Genomic DNA, 17,546 nt, shown 5'->3' on the forward strand with positions numbered 1-17,546 from the left:
AGGATTGAATTAAAAGAATCTTGAGTGGGTGGAAAAAGGGAACGACGAGACGGGTCTATTGCCGAAAGCCGTGGCGGACGGCTTCCTCACCGCCCATTTTGGACTGAATGCTCGCCGCCGTTGATAGTGGAACGGAACATACGGTTTTTACTGGAGTACCCTCAAAGTGGCCGATCACCATCCATTAACAGCTAAAATAATAGCCAACAAACTTATCTTTGAAGGCATCGCGCATTATTTCCATTTGCTGGTACTCTTGTCTTGTACTGTGGGATACCTGAGTCTCTATTCGGATGTTAACATTTTAAAATATTTGCCCATTTTTCTTGTTTTACTTTGTGGGACGGGACTCCATATGATAGTCGAAACCCAATATCGCTATAATTATGTCATGATCCCATTCCTTTTAGTCATTGCAGCCAGAGGGATATGTAACGGTTTCATACGCGCCGTTCCACCGAAGAGCACTCAGATTTCTTCCCTTTCGGGAGATTAATATCTTGCCGCCTCCCTGCAAAAATCTCCCGTCTTTTCCCTGACGAAAGCCGTGAATCTCTCTCTGAAACATTGAGACGAGAATCTCCTCGCATGTTTTTTGAGAACCTCCTGGCTGAAACCGCTTTCCTTGCTTTCGAACTCTTCGATTGCTTCACATAAACTCCCGGCCGTTTGGTCAGGAAAGAACAGTCCGGTTTCCCCCGCAAGGACTGTCTCTAAAGTCCCGCCCCTCTTGTAGGCAATCACGGGCGTTCCACAGGCCTGGGCCTCGACGGGTACAATACCGAAATCTTCAATCCCCGGGAAAATCAGGGCTCTTGCTCCGACATACAGTCTTCGAAGCGCTTCATCATCTACGGACCCCACAAAAGAAATATTTTTGCGTGCAATCTTCCGTAGCCTGCTCCATTCCTCACCGGTTCCCACAACAACGAGCTTCCTGCCATTCAGGTTGAACGCCCTGACGGCAATATCAGGGCGCTTGTAATGGCTCAGATGACCAGCGAGCAAGTAGTACTCCTGCTTTCCACCAAAACTTGCGCCTTCAAAAAACTCGGTATCGACGGGCGGATAGATCACCGTAGCTTGACGGCCGTAAATCCGTTCGATTCTCTCGGCAACGAACTCTGAGTTCGCGACAAAATGGTCAACAGAATCGGCAGACTTCAAATCAAAGTGGCGCAAATAGCCCTTCAAGCTTGTCATGACCAACCGCTCGGTAAAGCCGGCGTGATCGAAGTAGTCATCGTACATATCCCATATATACCGCATGGGGGTGTGGCAATAGCAGATATGCACCGCGTTTGGTGACTTTTTGATCCCCTTGATCGGCCCCGACTCACTGCTGATGATCAAATCATACTCTTTCAGATTCAGCAGTCTTGTGGCGAGGGGCATCAGAGGAAGATAATGGGTATAAAGGGTTTTCGAGAAGGGCATCCACCCAAGGAAAGAACACTCTACCCTGTGGGAATGAAAAATGGGATCCACACCGTGGGGGTCATAGACATGCGTGAAAATAGGGGCCGAAGGGAAAATGCTGCATATTTCCTTCAGCACTTTCTCCCCGCCGCGCATTTTCAGCAGCCAGTAGTGAAGCAAAGCAACTCTCAAATCCAGGGACCTCTTCATCTTCGAACAACACAAGCGTAAGCATCAAAGAGCGATTGTCGGAGCTGATCCTGAGTAAAGTTTCTTCTCACATGCTCTTCCAGTGCACCGTTCGGGGGGACGGAGACAGCCTTTTCGAGCTCCCGCCGTATGTCCTCTCGCGCATAAGATCGGATATAATTCCCCAGACTTCCAAAATAATCCCTTACGGGAGCTACGGGCGGCAGGACGAGATTGCAGCCCATCAGAGCGGCCTCCAGATTGACAAGACCCGGGGTTTCCAGTTTGCTCACATGAATGTGCGCTTTGGCCCTCCCCATCAATTGGAGAACATCGTCATGGGAAAGATTCCCCAGGAAATGGTGCCGCCCGCTGGATACCCTCCGACAATGCTCAAAATAACCACGGTGCATGGGGCGCAAGCCTCCAATGAAGGTCACGGAGAGAGAGGAGCCTTTGAGCGCATCGATCAGTGCCAGCTGGTTTTTACGGGGACAGAAATGTCCGACGCACAGAATCAAATCCCGCTCGTTCCAGGGAAGCCTTGGGAAGGATCCACATTTTCTATCGTCCACCACGTTGGGAACGACGAGGATCGGTACGTTGGATGACTTCTCAGCCCTCAGAATTTCGGCTTCACTCGGTGAATTCGGCAAAAGCATGCTCACGCCGTTGAGCATCGCTTCCCTGCATTTGAGCCATCCGGTTCTCAAGGCAGCGGCAATAAATCGCTTGTAAAGATTTGAACCCGTTCTCACCGCATTGAAAAAACGGATCCAATTCTTGCCATCTTCTTTGAAACCTCTAAGCCATTTCGCCCCGTTGCTTTTCAAAGGCAAATGATTCCATGGCCAGTATATGGGCGAGAGCAGGATCGGTTTTCCACTCTTTCGGGCCATTTGGAACAAAAGCCAGGTGTCGTGGCATCGTTCCAGATGCCACAGGTGGATCACATCAAAAAGGGAAGGGTCCAGTCCCGGATCACTGGAAAGAGTAACCTCGCAGCCCAGTTCACGCAGCATTGCTGCAGAACTATGGAGTTGCACCGTATCCCCACCGGGGTAAGAATGAAAATCCGGGCGCACCCAAAACAATACATTTAAGTTCAGACGTTCCATCTGCAACCCCGGCAGTCCTGAGCACCTTTACGCAGCGCCATCCCTCAGGACAGGCTTGTGATCATTTTTTCGGCCTGAGACCGCCAACTGTATCCGGCAGCAAAGCTCCGTCGTTTCTCCTGGTCCAAATCCTTTTCGCTGAAGGCCTTCCGGATGGATTGGACAAACGCCTCGCGTGTGAGTCCATAATAAATGGGTGCAGTGTTGTTAAAATTCACGGAACTGACAACGGGCTTCCCCAATGCCAGGTACTCGTACAATTTCAGGGGATCGGCGCATTCGGAGACGATATCCTGTTTGAAGGGAATTAGACACACGTCCATGCCGGCAATCTGCTCGGGCACTCTTTCAAAGGAGACGGGAGGCAGGAGTCTGATGTTGCCGACAGCAAGCAACCTGTCCACAGGCACCTGGCGGCGCGTGGGTCCGATCAGGACAAAATCCATATCCGTCAAGGCATCGGCGGCATGGACGATAAACTCCTGATCCACCCACTCATAAATCGCTCCAATGAAGCCGGTCCGCGGCCGATCGTGCGGTTTGACCACCGGGGAAAGCTTCAACCAGGCATCGGGGACCCCATTGGGAATCAAGTGGATATTCTTTTCTCCGATGTCTTTCAATTCTTCTTTCAAGCGGGGATTGATGATGAAAATGTGGTGACATGCGGCGAGAAGAGAGTGCTCCCATGCCCTCATCTGCTCCACATGCGTCGCACCGCAGTGGACGGAAATATGGTCGATGCAGTCGTAAGAAAGGGTCTTGAAGGAAAGGCGGGTCAGAAGGGGCGTCCACCAGGGATTGGAAACAATGCCATGCACTTTTTCCAGTGATCCAAGGGCTCGGTGGAGAAAGGCACTCGCAGCAGTGCGCCACGCTTTTCCCACCCAGGAGCTCATGAGCGCATAACTGCCCGGGAAGGGCGGCAAAGTCACCACTTGGACCTTGCCGCAGCGTGCCGTCCTGAAGGGGGGCAAACGACTGTTCCGAACACTGGGCATTTCCACGAACCAGACGTCATGGCCCAGTTCGGCCAGTTCCAGGGCCAGCTGCTTGGTCCTGCCGCTGATGATGGAATGGTAGCGGACTGCGGCAAAGAATGCGATTTTCAATGGTAAAGGTACCTCTGTTTCAGGACTTCAACAATTCGCCCGGCAGCCCGACCATCCCCGTAAGGATTGTGCGCACGAGCCATGGACTCGTAATAGGCATCATCGTCCAGAAGTTTTTTTGCATAGGCTGCGATCTTATCCCGATGGGGACCCACCAGGACCACCGTTCCGGCCTCAACCGCCTCGGGCCTTTCAGTGGTATCCCGCATGACCAGAACGGGTTTCCCCAGGGAAGGCGCCTCTTCCTGAACCCCACCGGAATCGGTGAGGATCAAATAGCTCCGTCGCATCAGGTAGATGAAGGCAAGATAATCCAGCGGCTCAATGAGATGCACGTCTTTCTCGCCTTTTAAAATTTCATTCACCGGCTTGCGGACATTCGGATTCAAATGCACCGGATAGACAATTTGTACGCTTTCTCTCCGGGCAAGCTCGCGAATAGCATGGCAGATATCGAGAAAACCTTCGCCGAAATTTTCACGGCGATGCCCCGTAACAAGAATCAGCCGCTTCTGGGGATGAAGAAAGTCGAATTTTTCCGCAAATTGCCGGGGCAACTGATCATGGCCATCGATATAGCTCAAGGCATCGAACAATGCATCCACCACGGTGTTGCCCGTCACAAAAACATCATGGACGGCGACATTTTCTTTCAGCAGATTTTGTTTCGCCAGCTCTGTAGGGGCAAAATGAAGCATAGACAAGCGGGAAGCGAGGCAGCGGTTCATCTCCTCCGGAAAGGGTGAATAACGACAGCCCGTACGCAGTCCCGCCTCCACATGGCCCACATCGATTTTTTCATAAAATGCCGCCAGCGCAGCAGCAAAAACCGTCGTGGTGTCTCCCTGCACCAGGACACAATCCGGTTTCCATTGGGCAAAAACATCCTGCATCCCCTGCAAAACCTTGCAGGTGAGACCGGTGAGCGTCTGGTTGGAGCTCATCACCTCCAGGTCGAAGTCCGCCGTGAGGCCGAAAATTTTCATCACCTGGTCCAGCATCTCTCGATGCTGTCCCGTCAGGCAGACTCTTGTGTCAAAACCCTCGGCTCGTTTCAACCCTTTGACCACCGGAGCCATCTTGATGGCTTCAGGACGTGTGCCAAAGACAACCAGAACTTTTGCTATCTTTTCCTTTTCCATTCCTGTCCATTGCCATTTCTCCCCCTTTTTCTACAAGGAGGGTTGGGGGGATTTTCAGTTCCGAAAATTCTACTCAACACTGTATCCTATTTGGAGCCGACATGTTCTCGGATAAATTCATCCAAGACGCGGGCCCTGCACTGCCAGGTATTTTGCAGGGCCAGCTGCTTCAGCTTTTCCTTGAACTCCGGGTTTTTCGATTGTTCCAAGGCCTCATCGATGGCGCGGCAAAATGCGTCAGGGGTTTCACCTACGAAAACTTCAGGGTAAACACGACATTCCAGAAGATCCGCCGTGACGACGACCGGTTTTTCCAGGGCGAAATATTCAAACAGCTTGAGGGGGGATGTGGATTTGGCCACATTCCCCCGTTCAAAGGGGATAATGGCGACGTCGAAATGGAGCGCGTAGTAGGGAAGCACATCGTAGTGGACCACCCCCAACCAGTGACAGTTGGGCAAATGCGACGGAAGCAAACTGCTCCCCCCGTAGTAGTCCGGCCCGATGAATACGAAATCATAGTCGGGCTTCGACTCGATGACTTCCTTCAAGAGATCGTAATCCAGCCAATGTGCCAATGCGCCGAAGTAGCCGACGATGGGGCGCCCTTTGCCCAATATATATTTCATGATGGAGGAAAGCTGCTGCCCGGAGGCGGGATGCTGCATTGCCTCCATATAATGTCTGCAATCCACTCCATTGGGGACCAGAGCGATCCGATCACTGGGAATTTCCCGGGCAAGCTCATCACAAAGCAGCTTCGCCGAACCGACAAACAGGTGCTCTTCTTTGCCGTCCTTCATGCACTTGAATAATCTGGACAGGTCCTTGACGCCCTCTCCGCTTATTTTGGGATCGATATGATCGATGTACTCATAGAGAATGGTGTTGTTTCTTTCCCGGAGCTTTGAGACAGCATTCGTCTTCTCTCCCCACCACCATGAGGTCGAATAAATGGAGATGATGGAATCCTTCAGATCCCTGCAAATAAAATCAATAATCCAATCGCCCCCGGCAAGAAAAAGATTGTCTTGAATCTCCATGAACCCTTCGGTTTCCTTGAAGTCAGCGTATATCGCCAGGTACCCGCAGTCCCGCATGGCCATGGACATATGCTGGGGTCTCGAAAACAGGGGAATGTTCCAATTGACTGAAAAAGCATGTACAAAGACGCCCTTACAGTTTGGAAGCCTCTCCCTTAACAAACGCGGATATTCTTGGCGTCCGTAAACAGAAAGGGGTTTTGACGGTTCAACCATTGGAGACGACTCGGCGGGCATCGCCTGAGTCAGCTCCTGAAGAATCGGACCGAAAGGGGAGTAGTCCGCTGCAAGCGGTCGTTTCATGACTTTGGCCATAAGAGCGGTGGCGAGCGCCCAAACGGGACTTTTCACCCTCACTATTTCAGGGTGCTTCAACACTTGCAGGAGCTTGACTATCCTAAAAGAGGCGTGCGTCTCATATTGTTTTATCAGGGTGACGACACGCCTGGCCTTGCCTTCCCAGGCTGCCAGGCTCTCATTGAGCTTCTGATTGTCCGATCGAACCTGGTCCGCCTCAATTTGAAGTTGGTCTTTTTGAGACCGGCTTGCCTCAAGTTCTTTCTGAAGTTGGTCTTTTTGAGACCGGCTTGCCTCAAGTTCTTTCTGAAGTTGGTCTTTCTGAGACTGCACTGCGTCAAGTTCAATTTGAAGCTGAGCAATATGATCACGTAAGTTCGTCTGGTCATGGCTCGTGCTCTGGGACCAGCTTCGAGACGACACCGGGTCGAGCACTCGGAAAATCTCCCCCATCGCGCTTTGGTTGGCGAGTAGAGGATTCTGATCCTTGGAAAACGCTTTGATGAGACTGCGGACCTGATGGGCACCTTCAACATTGCAAGGCTTCAAACAAATGGCTGACTCGTGGTATTTTTCCCACATCCGCTTCTCATCGGCATGTTGTTCGACTAAATGTCTCAGCTGGTATTTTTCCGGCTGCTCTTGAATATGCTCCAACTGATTTTTGAATTGCTCCCAGGCAATATCGGGCAGACCTCGTCCGGAAAAATTCCACCAGGCGGAAGATGTAAAAAGCTCTGCATCGAGAACCCCCTTCACCCCCTCATAGCCCACAAGGCAGACGGGGAGATTCATCGCTGCGGCTTCCAGAACGACACGCCCCATGCCCGCGACACCCTGGTAGGGTTGATGAGCGAGATCCGACTCCACCTCCAGGCTTGCTCCCTTGAAATGTACACACTCACCAAGGCCTTCGCTCTTGACCCACTGGGTCAGAGCGAAAGTTCCGGGACCATCACCGAAGATATCGATGGATTGAATCCCTGCATGGCAGGCCATGGAACAGAATTTTTGAGCTCCACGGTCCTTGACGCCATCCAGCCGGCACAGCACAGCCCATCTGCCGGGGTCGGGTTCACGCAGACCCGGACGGAAAAGGTCGAGGTTGACGCCATTGGGGAGGAGCTCCAGTTGCGGCGCGTCCACATAGACATTGGCAAGGGAATACGTCTCGGGCGAAACAGCATAAGTCATGGGAGCCATGGGCAAAACACAAAATCTAGTCGTCAAATCATACCAGCGGTCACCCAGTCCCAGACTGAGGGGGCCATGCAGGTGCACCACAAAGGGAGTTTGAAGCTCGTGAGCCGCCAACGCTCCCGGCAAAAGCGATCCAAAGGGATGTAGATCCACCAGATCGATGCTATAGTCCCTGATGATCTGCTGCAGCCGCAATATACCGGATTCGATAGAGGCAAAGGAGGGCTGAGACACATCGAAAGGGAGGTCGGGAAATACTTCCGCAATTTGAGCGGGGAGATTTTCTCTGCACAATGAAGGTCCGCAAGCCAGATAGATCTTCCACCCCTTCCGAGACAAAAAAACGACCATACCCTTGAGGCGGGACTCCAACCCTCCCACTGTAAAATGTTCCGACACGATCAACAAATTCACGAGAGAGGTCCTTTCATAACAACTCGAAGCTCATTTCCGGCTGTAATGCTACGATCCCCGAGGCGAGCAAGGGGTGTTGATTGACTCTGAACATTAGGGCGTCGGAAGATTTGTCATAGTAGTTCATCTCTCCAGACAGGGACATGTCGGCGATGGCAAAGGAGATAAAGTAGATCCCCGGGCACAGATCCAATTTCACACCGATTCGAAACAGGCAGCGACTCCCAGGGGGTACATTTTCGAGAGACTTGCCCCAATAAAGGGAACTGGTGCCATAGACACTCACTCCCTCTGTAGTGCGAATATGTATCCCCGCCTGCAAATAGGGCAGGTCCTCCACAGCAGAGACCACCATTCCAATTTCAACCGATTCGCCGGTCTGGTAATACGGTTCATCGCCTCCCCCTCCGGCTTTGCGCAACCAGACGTCGTCGATTTGCGCCGCCAGTCCCTCTTTTCGCGATACGGATGCCGCACGGGCCAGGCGGCTCTGAAGGAACACGTCCTCGTCATGGAAATCCGGAAGAAGGCCTTCTCCATCCCGGTCACCGGCGCCTTCCGCAGCGTTGACCGACGGTGTCATTACAAGCTTTTGACCATACAGCAACTGATGGTACTTATCAATGACCTCTTTGGCTGCTCCTATTGCAGCCAACCTGCCGCCATCGAGCAAAATTGCCTTGGAGCAGAAGCGTTCAACCACCACGGTGGCATGGGTGACCAAAAGAATCGTCGTCCCCTGGTTCAGCAATTCCTCAAAGCGTTGATAGCATTTACGCTGAAACTTCTCATCGCCTACCGACAACGCTTCATCGACAATGAGAATATCGGGTTCGACGCGCGTCTGGACGGCAAAAGCCAGGCGCACCAGCATTCCCGTGGAGTATGTCTTGACAGGCTGGTCGATGAATTCTCCGATATCGGCAAAGGATGCAATATCGGAAAACTTTTCGTCGACTTCCTTTTTCGACAAGCCGAGGACCGCACCATTCATGTAAACATTTTCCCGGCCGGTAAACTCGGGGTTGAAGCCGCTCCCCAACTCCAGCAACGCTCCGATTTTGCCGCTCACCGCCACCTCACCGGTAGAGGGAGCGAGCGTACCGACGACGATCTGCAGTAAGGTGCTCTTACCCGCCCCATTGCGCCCGATGATGCCGACACATTCGCCGCGCTTGATTTCGAATGAGACCTCTCGAAGCGCCCAGAACTCCTTGTAAAATGTACGTCGCCCGCGAAACAGGGTCTGTAAAAGTCTGTGGTGCGGTTCTTTGTAAATCTCATAACATTTGCTGATATTGTCTACTCTTAATGCCGTATCCTCAGAGGACATGCGCAAACCCTCTTTTCACCTTCGTGAACACAAATAACCCTGTCCTGATGCTCGCCCACAGGATGGAAGGAGTAACCCCTTGCGTTCCATGGGATCAGCCTCACATATTTACCATGATTTCCCTATCACGTCGGTAGGCTTCAAGCAGCTCAGTGTATCCGTCAATTCGATACCGACAATAAATTTCTTCCTGGCTGTTCGCAGGAATTGAAGAAAGGCGTTGCCGGAGTCGTTGGAGATCCTCCTGGACCGACGCTTCCTTGAAATCCATCGGCAGATATAAATCTCTGCTCAGTCTGTAGTTGGTCATCAATCCAGCAAAAATGGTCTTTTGAACATGTTCGAGATTGAACCGTTCACCATCGACATGATGCTTGACAATTGCCCGCGGAGTGAGCCAGATTTTGTAGCCATACTGCTTGACGATGGCCGCCAAAGCGATTTCTTCTCCACCGCCGTAATCTGCTCCCTTGCGCCCATATCTGCAACGGAAGCCACCGACCTTCAGAAATACCTCACGGCGGACGCTAAAATTCGCACCGAACGGAAATTCCCATGCATGTATAGCTTCCGTGGGACTCTCTCCAGTGATGGGGAAGTGACTCCAGACACTCTCATAGCCCGGCACGACAAACTGTCTTTTATGTTCAGGAACTTGCAGAAGTACCTGGCCGCCAACCACACCAACAGAGTCGAAATTGCGATAGCAGTGGTAAATTTCCTGAAGACACTGAGGCTCACACTCCGCATCGTCATCGGTAAAGAACAATACTTCGCCACAGGCTGCATGGCCGCCAATGTTTCTTGCATGCGATAGGCCTGGAACCGGCGCATCCACATAGCGGACTGATACCGGCCTTTTTGCAGCTGGACCTTCTTGCCACCGCAGCACTGTTTCCCTGAGATCGCTATCGAATGGCTTGTTGTTGACTATGATGATCTCATAATCGTCAGGGTTCATGGTCTGATTCACGACAGAATCAAATGCTCGGGCAAGCTGATTTGAGCTATGAATTGTGCAAATGATCACCGAGACTTTCTTGGTCGATACAATCAGTTCTTCGCTGTATTTTTCAATTTGATATGCATATTCGACCTTGGATACGGAATCAATCAATGGAAAAACACCCGACGTGTTTTTCAGCATGAAAGAGCGATTCGCTTTTCCATCGTTCAGATTCTCCCAATTTTCTGTATTAGTGTGGATGAAACAGCCTCTTGAGCCGAACGGCTGCACGCAACCAGGCTTAGGATCAATGACAAAACCGGTACAATGGGGTGAGCGTTTCAAGAACTCCTGGCCTTGAGGTGATATCTCACCGTGCGCAATGAATGCCGAAGGCGCTCCCAATGTGGGCATCTCCAGAGACAGCGCAGCCTCGGTACTCAGTGCAATGTGTCCTTGCTGATGGATGGCTTCTGTCAAAACGGAAAAGGCGTCATGGTGCCATTCGCCGTCCATTACCCAAACCATGCTGCCCAAAAACAAATCACGCCTGAAATCATCATGAATCATCAGCTTGTAGCGACCTGCAGTGATTCCAAGCTCTGTGTCTCTCGCAGTCAATGATTTTTCATGCATTCGATAATCATATATAGCATCATCAGATTCAATGTGTCGCAGGAAGAACAGCTCGTTGATTTTCATCCAGTAATCATAATCTTCCAATGTATAACGGAATTGTGAATAATCCCCAGCCACCATTGCGATGGATTTTCGGTACATAAACGCCGCGCAAATCGTATTATTTGGATAGGTATTCAATTCCAGCGTTGAATGAGGAAGGTAGACTGTAGGATCGTCTTGACCTCGCTGATACCATGGAAAACTATCGTAATACATAGGCTGCCCGCAGTCATCGATGAGGGCAACATTGCCAAAAGCCATTCCGACATCCTCATATTTTTTCAGATATTGGACCAAAATTTCAATGCAATTGTCGTGCATGATATTGTCGGCACTGGTCCATGTAATAAACTCGCCTCGGGCCAGATTCATCCCGCGTGATAAAGTTAAAGGCAGTTTCTTGTTCTTTTGGTGAAACACACTTATCCGCTGATCCAATTTAGCATATTTATCAATGATCTCAGGTGTTTTGTCAGTGGAGCCATCGTTGATGATGATTAGCTCTATCGACCTGTACGTCTGTCTGAGTACGCTTTCAATAGACTCGGCAACCATGTCTTCACCATTGAAAACAGGCAGAACAATTGTAACAAGGTCTTTTTCTTGAGGAACGCAAAAATCGCTGCATTTCAAACCATACCGAGATTCCCTCTCATTCTTATACCTGAAAAAACAATACTTATACCAATTCAACTGTTCTTGGGGCTGTAGCTCTTTCAACTCTCCTTGAGGCACAAGCTCTTTCAATTCTTGTTCAGGCGGTAGATCTTTCAACTCTTCTTGAGGTGGAAGCTCTCCCGTCTCCCTTGCACCAACCAGAATTTTTCTAAGTGTCGCGACCATTCCAAATTTCCCGCGATCGTGACAAGCTCGCTGGATATTCTCCTTCATGGCACGTAATCCACACTGAGGAAAAAAACCGAGGCGGTTATAAGGGCTGTGGCAGGCCGCCCATTCTCGCATTCGAGAAGCCCACGCAACAATATTCATCTTCTGAATCAAATAGCGCCCAAGGCCGGACGCGGAACGAAGGGGGCGGGTAATCTTCCAGGACCGTGATCCCATCACGTAGTGATAAAACGCGCTATATTGATCACGCTGAGAGACAAGCTGACTGATCAGTGCGTCCTTCGCCAAAGCTTCCTCTCTGCACTCGCGGATCAGTGCGTCCTTTGCCAGAGCGTCACTCTGGAGCTTTTCGATCCATTCGCCTTCCCCCATGGAGACCTGGGACAGCATGAAGTTCATGTCAAGAAGAACACTTGTGCGACCGTAGACAAGGAGGATCTGATCACCACGATAGAATGTGGGCGTCAATTGTCCTGCCTTGATTCTTCGGGAAGAGACAAGCACCCATTCCGATGCAGGGGAAAAGCGGATATTGCGTGCATCAAAAGTAAATTCGTGTTCGTTATGTCTTTCAAACTCCCGAAATGGAATGAGGAAAACCATGAAGCGTCGAACGTGACGTGAGAGCTTCACGAAAATTTCCCAGGGATTTGGAAAGTGCCCCAGGGTATTGGATGAAAACAGCACATCAAAAGAACAGGCACTTGACTCCGAAAGCAGATCGTCGACAACAAACTCGATGTGGGGGTAGTATTCCTTTGCCTTGCGAATGGCGGTTTCGTCAAAATCGATTCCTCTCAAGGGAACGTTCCCTAAAACCTGGCTCAAAACATCCGTACCATCGCCTTCAGCACACCCCCAGTCACAAACTGAAAGCCGCTCGGCACGAATCTCATCCATTAACCACTCCGGCATATGGTCCACAAACAGCTTGCCAAAGAATCGAGATTGACTCCTCCGCTCACGGACTTCCGATCCGTTGTTGAAGAAGTCCTCCCCTAATTTCCTGCTATCGGTGATCTTGCTTTGGCTCATGGGTGTGAAATCCTGATTAGGAAGGATGTGCAAAATTTAGTTATAGACTTCAGTAAGCTTGCTCACATTTTCGACATTCAAGCCGATATCTTCAAAGGACGTCCGCGAACCCTCTTTTCACCTTCATAAAGACGAAATAGCCCACTTGAAATAAGACGATGGAAATCAGAAATCCCACTCCGAGATCCCCCCAATCCGGCCATTGGTCGTAAATAACGACTTTCCGCACCGACTCGACGATGGTCGTCAGGGGATTCAGGAGCAAAATCGAGCGGAAGGCAGCGGGAACCATCTCGATGGGGTAAAAGATCGGGGTCATGAAAAACAGCACCTGGAGGAGAATGCCGACGACATGCGGCAGGTCCCGGATGTAGACCCCCAGCGCCGCGACCAGCCATGCCAACCCGCAGCAGCAAAGCACCAGGATCAGAAGGATGAAGGGAAGGCAGACGATGGAAAGGCAGATCTTCTGCATGAAAAGGCCCACTCCGGCCAGCAGGACGGCAAACCAGGTGAGGCCCAGGAAGAGTGCCGTGAGGACCGAGGACACAGGAAGGATCTCCAGCGGGAAAACGACTTTCTTGACATAGTTGGGGTTGCCGACGATCACCCCGACAGCGCCGTTCAAACTTTCGGAAAGAATATTGAACACCACCAGGCCGCAGAACATGATGAGGGCAAAAGCCGTCTTGGAATCACCGATGTCCACACCCCACCTGGATTTGAATACCACGCTGAAAACGAAGGTATAAACGGCCAAAAGCATCAAGGGTGTCGTAAACCACCACAGCAATCCGAGAGCTGTTCCCTTGTACCGTGACTGAATGTTTCGCCGGGTGAGCTGCATGAGCAGATCACGGGATCTGTAGATGTTTACAAGGGGATTAAACAGACCGGAGTAGACTTTATGTTTTTTTTCCATATAGTTTCTTATAATAATTATAACCTCAATAAATAATGAATAGATGTCCGAGGCTGCATGCATTAGATGTGCATAGTATCTACGTCATCAGGGGGTTTTTGGTGTAAAGAAATCAATTCTATCTGGATAATAACTATGGAATATTTTAGCAATTTCATTAAGATCTTCCTGTTTAATTGGGCTCACTTTTTCATAAACAAATACATGAACATTTGAATCTAAGATGAAATCATAATCCATTTTTCTATAAGATCTTCCGATTAACTTCATATTTAATAATTGATCTGCTAGAATTCCAATCACCCTCTGATCAGAAGTTCTTAAGTGATATTGTATAGGAGAACATACTAAAACGTATTTTGCAGTAATAAATTGATTCGGAAATCCATCTCGCTTGTCGACATGATTTGATGAAAAAATCTTATCATTTATATTAGGAATACTTCTGTCAAATAACGTTATATTTTTTAAAATGTCATCATTGAAAATAAAAGAGCTAGATAAGACATAAATCCTATCATTATCTAATTTTGATATGCTATATAATGTATTATATATATCGTAAATTACATTTATGTCGTTTCTAATCATTGGATAGCATTTTTCCACAGATGATATATTTTTTATTAACATGTTAGAATTTACTGAATATGGAATAAAAACAACTGAAAAATTTAAAAGGATTACTATAAAAATTGAAAACAACAATATTCCTTTGACTAAAAATACTATATTAAATTTATATATATAATATAGTAATATTGTAACAAATATTAATACCATTGAAACAAGTAAATAATAATGTTGTGGTCCAAAGTTTTGCACTCTAGAGAATAATGTGAAAATCGTCAAAAATTGTAAACATAAAAATAACGAAATTCTTCTCAGTTTTGGAATAAAAATGGAACAGATAATACCGGCTACAGATAGAAATACCCAAACTGGCCCAAAAGAATAATAAAAAGATCTGAAAGCAAGCCATACTGTATCATTTGATTTATAAGCAGAGTATATATCCGAATAATCAGTAACTAACATTTTCATTGCATATGGAGTAGATATAAAGAAAAACAATAAACTAGACAATATACCGATTTTTATTACATTCCATAATGACTTAAAATGGGACTTAATGCTATAATTTTTTTTAAGAAATTCCATAATAAGAACATCTACAAATACAGATATAAAAAATGAAACAGTCCAGTAAGCATACCACCTTCTCATTAAAATTAACAAACACAGCAGTGCACCAATTATAAAAATGGATGAAAAATCTTGATCTTCTACTGGTTTTTTGAAATATATGATTAAAATACAAGCTATGATGGCTATTCCTACTACTCCTACTTCCCCTCTCAATAAAGGAATCCATAATTGAGGTAATAATAGAATAATCATGAAAATAAATAAGTGCAATATTAATGATTTATTATTTTCATGAATAACATTTTTCTTAATAAAATATAAAATCAATATAGCTGAGGGTATTGCAAACAAGTTTGCAATGGCAAGTATATAGGATACTCTACTATCACCAAACAAAATATTCCATGGGATAAGCATCATGACTGGGAGCATATTATAATCACTATATCTTATTGAATCCCATAAAATCGCCATTGCTTTTGATGGATTTTTAGTAAAAATTTCGCTGATATTTATCCAGCTAGCCCAATAACCAGAATAATCCCAAAAATATATATATTTTTCATTTATGACAAATGAGTAAACAAGAACATTCATTAATACAATTGGAAAAATGTAAATAAAAATTTCCTTGTATTTTGCCAAGAGTTTATACCTCCCAGTGCATCTAAGACAGACTTTCTCCGGACTAATTCAAAAGTTGTTCAACTCAATAATCTAACGATATAAACTCGATCATAGTAGAGTCAGAGCTTAAAGTACTGCACGAGAAAGGCGCAAAGTCCGGTTCATGTTTTTTCAACAACCTCCTGCACCTTCGCCCCTATCCGCAACCAGGTGTACCGCTCCAAAACCTTGGCTCTCCCCCTGGCGCCCATTTCTTTGAGCCTCTCCTTATCGCTGAGAGCATCCATGAGAGCGGTTTTCAGACTCTCCACATCTCCAAACCGGCACAAAAAGCCTTCATTCCCCACGACACCGGGCATCGCTCCTTCCGTTGTTCCCAGGACAGGGGTTCCACAGATCCAAGCTTCGAGAAATACGATACCGAAAGCTTCGAATTGGGATGGCAGAACGAGGAGCTCACTCATGTGGAGCAGGTTCACCTTTTCCTGGTGAGACAGAACGCCCATTTCGATGATGCGACTCTTCTCTTCCTGGGATAATGCATTGTATAAGTCATGGTACCATTCGAACGCTGGCCCCACCAGGAACAGCCTGATGGGTAATTTGTCCATCAAGTCCTTCACGGCGTGAATCAGGTGCCCGACCCCCTTGTACTGGGTTTTGCGGCCGATGAATATGATTAGGCGATCCCCCGGCAGGAGAGAGTATTTTGCATGAAGTCGAGCCTTGAAGTCTTCGAGGTCCTTCGGCAGAAACTCTTCGGGGTGGATGGCGTTTCCTGTCACAAACACCTTTTCTGGTTGGAGAGAGCGAGATTCCAGATATTGCTTTTCGAACTCTGATACGGCGAGGACCGCATCGCAGTTCGTCAGAAGCCAATAGTGAGACTTACGCTCATAATGAGGGTGCCCGGGATGAAAATGGGGCACGATCACGACTTTTTTTTCGAAGAGTTTTGCCAGGGCAAAGGCGACGTAGTTGTGGGAATAGGGCAAAGTGTGCAGAAAGACCACATCAGCGGCCCTGATTTCCCGCCACATGCGCCCATACATTTCGACGCTGTGGGGGCCGGCAAAATAAAAATTGAACAATTTATCGAACAGTAGCCTGTAAACAAAAAAAGAGATCACGGGAATGGGCAGGGATCTACGGTACCGCCTCACCCATACACCCCGATCCAGCATCATTTTACCAAAGGCTATTGTGCGCTCATGATCAAAGGGCTCCCTTGAAAATTCTTCTTCCCTGTTGATATTGAGCGTCAGTACCCTGATGCAGTGACCCTTTTGAGCCAGGTATCGGCAAATCTCCTGGCACCAGGTTTCAGACCCTCCCACCGCGGGAGGATATCTTTGAATGACATGGACCATTCTCATCGAGCAAGCTCCTGCATCAGAGTCAGCTTGTCGCGGATTTTTCCGTTTGAACCTATTAAAACCGCTTCTATCCGGTAGAGGCCAGGCTCATGATTATTGCCCCGACAAAGGCTGACCGGTTCCTGGCGCACATTTTCCAGCACAAAGCAGGGAATGCTTACCCAATCGTGGATGAATCCAACCGCCTTTGTACCACAAGCACCCAAATGAATATCCTTTTCATAAGATGCACAATAAATTTTTGGCCATTGAAACATTTTCTCGCGCGAGACACGCACAGCAAGCCTCACCGTTACAGAATGATTCATGCAGTTGCATACCAGGATTTCAAAACGCTTGGACTGCCCCATGGATGCCGCAAAAGACGCTGTAGAAAACATCGACAGGCACACTGAAATAGCGTCAGAGGCAAAACAGTACCGCACCAGGGCAAAACAACCAGGTACGATTCTCATAAGGCCTTTGAAAGGATGGTGTACCTTCAGGAACCCGACCCATCGCCGGAAGGAAATTCGCACGACTCCAGAACCGCCTCTTCATCTCTGAAAAGTGAGTAAAACCTTTACATATGCAAGATTAAAAAGACATCTGAAATAATTATCCGCAGTTAGACATGAGTACCTGAGCAGAAGTTATTTAATATTTTTGAGCCTTGTTGATTACGTCATTCCGGCATGCTTTTAGCCGGAATCCA

11 protein-coding genes are annotated in these 17,546 nt (G+C 48.2%); all 11 read right to left on the reverse strand.

Features of this window, described 5'->3' with window-relative positions:
• Positions 1–492: 492 nt before the first annotated feature.
• Positions 493–1,629, reverse strand: coding sequence for a glycosyltransferase (locus tag MWC30_RS19900; protein ID WP_306423206.1), 1,137 nt, complete (start codon positions 1,627–1,629; stop codon positions 493–495).
• Positions 1,626–2,654 (reverse strand): glycosyltransferase family 4 protein, encoded by a 1,029-nt coding sequence (locus tag MWC30_RS19905; protein WP_244085955.1) that lies wholly within the window; start codon positions 2,652–2,654, stop codon positions 1,626–1,628. Before MWC30_RS19905 ends, MWC30_RS19900 begins: the two co-directional genes overlap by 4 nt.
• A 116-nt stretch (positions 2,655–2,770) precedes the next feature.
• Entirely contained in the window at positions 2,771–3,838 is a 1,068-nt protein-coding gene (locus MWC30_RS19910; RefSeq protein WP_244085956.1) for a glycosyltransferase, read from the reverse strand.
• Positions 3,835–4,980, reverse strand: a complete 1,146-nt coding sequence (gene wecB, locus MWC30_RS19915) for a non-hydrolyzing UDP-N-acetylglucosamine 2-epimerase (RefSeq protein WP_269467797.1) — start codon at positions 4,978–4,980, stop codon at positions 3,835–3,837. Before wecB ends, MWC30_RS19910 begins: the two co-directional genes overlap by 4 nt.
• 86 nt (positions 4,981–5,066) lie before the next feature.
• On the reverse strand, positions 5,067–7,934 hold the full coding sequence (locus tag MWC30_RS19920) for a glycosyltransferase (RefSeq protein WP_244085957.1): 2,868 nt from the start codon (positions 7,932–7,934) through the stop codon (positions 5,067–5,069).
• Between the two features lie 13 nt (positions 7,935–7,947).
• A complete protein-coding gene (locus MWC30_RS19925) occupies positions 7,948–9,267 on the reverse strand; it encodes an ABC transporter ATP-binding protein (protein WP_244085958.1) in 1,320 nt (439 codons plus the stop codon).
• A gap of 100 nt (positions 9,268–9,367) precedes the next feature.
• Positions 9,368–12,778 carry a glycosyltransferase gene (locus MWC30_RS19930; protein ID WP_244085959.1) on the reverse strand — a complete coding sequence of 1,137 codons (3,411 nt, stop codon included), beginning with the start codon at positions 12,776–12,778 and terminating at the stop codon, positions 9,368–9,370.
• A 91-nt stretch (positions 12,779–12,869) separates the two neighbouring features.
• Positions 12,870–13,700, reverse strand: a complete 831-nt coding sequence (locus tag MWC30_RS19935; protein ID WP_244085960.1) for an ABC transporter permease — start codon at positions 13,698–13,700, stop codon at positions 12,870–12,872.
• A gap of 87 nt (positions 13,701–13,787) precedes the next feature.
• The gene (locus MWC30_RS19940) at positions 13,788–15,494 is read right to left on the reverse strand and encodes a hypothetical protein (protein ID WP_244085961.1); all 1,707 of its coding nucleotides are present in this window, start codon (positions 15,492–15,494) and stop codon (positions 13,788–13,790) included.
• A 143-nt stretch (positions 15,495–15,637) separates the two neighbouring features.
• Positions 15,638–16,852 (reverse strand): glycosyltransferase family 4 protein, encoded by a 1,215-nt coding sequence (locus MWC30_RS19945; protein WP_244085962.1) that lies wholly within the window; start codon positions 16,850–16,852, stop codon positions 15,638–15,640.
• Positions 16,849–17,307, reverse strand: coding sequence for a hypothetical protein (locus tag MWC30_RS19950; RefSeq protein ID WP_244085963.1), 459 nt, complete (start codon positions 17,305–17,307; stop codon positions 16,849–16,851). The genes MWC30_RS19945 and MWC30_RS19950 overlap by 4 nt, the downstream gene beginning before the upstream one ends.
• Between the last annotated feature and the right edge of the window lie 239 nt (positions 17,308–17,546).

It is taken from the genome of Desulforhabdus sp. TSK (assembly GCF_022836495.1).
GTDB lineage: Bacteria > Desulfobacterota > Syntrophobacteria > Syntrophobacterales > Syntrophobacteraceae > Desulforhabdus.

Excerpts from the sequence above, each read along its gene's own strand:
- MWC30_RS19900 (WP_306423206.1), bottom strand. The coding sequence starts at position 1,629 with ATGAAGAGGTCCCTGGATTTGAGAGTTGCTTTGCTTCACTACTGGCTG.
- wecB (WP_269467797.1), bottom strand. The coding sequence starts at position 4,980 with ATGGAAAAGGAAAAGATAGCAAAAGTTCTGGTTGTCTTTGGCACACGT.
- MWC30_RS19925 (WP_244085958.1), bottom strand. The coding sequence starts at position 9,267 with ATGTCCTCTGAGGATACGGCATTAAGAGTAGACAATATCAGCAAATGT.
- MWC30_RS19930 (WP_244085959.1), bottom strand. The coding sequence starts at position 12,778 with ATGAGCCAAAGCAAGATCACCGATAGCAGGAAATTAGGGGAGGACTTC.
- MWC30_RS19935 (WP_244085960.1), bottom strand. The coding sequence starts at position 13,700 with ATGGAAAAAAAACATAAAGTCTACTCCGGTCTGTTTAATCCCCTTGTA.
- MWC30_RS19945 (WP_244085962.1), bottom strand. The coding sequence starts at position 16,852 with ATGAGAATGGTCCATGTCATTCAAAGATATCCTCCCGCGGTGGGAGGG.
- MWC30_RS19950 (WP_244085963.1), bottom strand. The coding sequence starts at position 17,307 with ATGAGAATCGTACCTGGTTGTTTTGCCCTGGTGCGGTACTGTTTTGCC.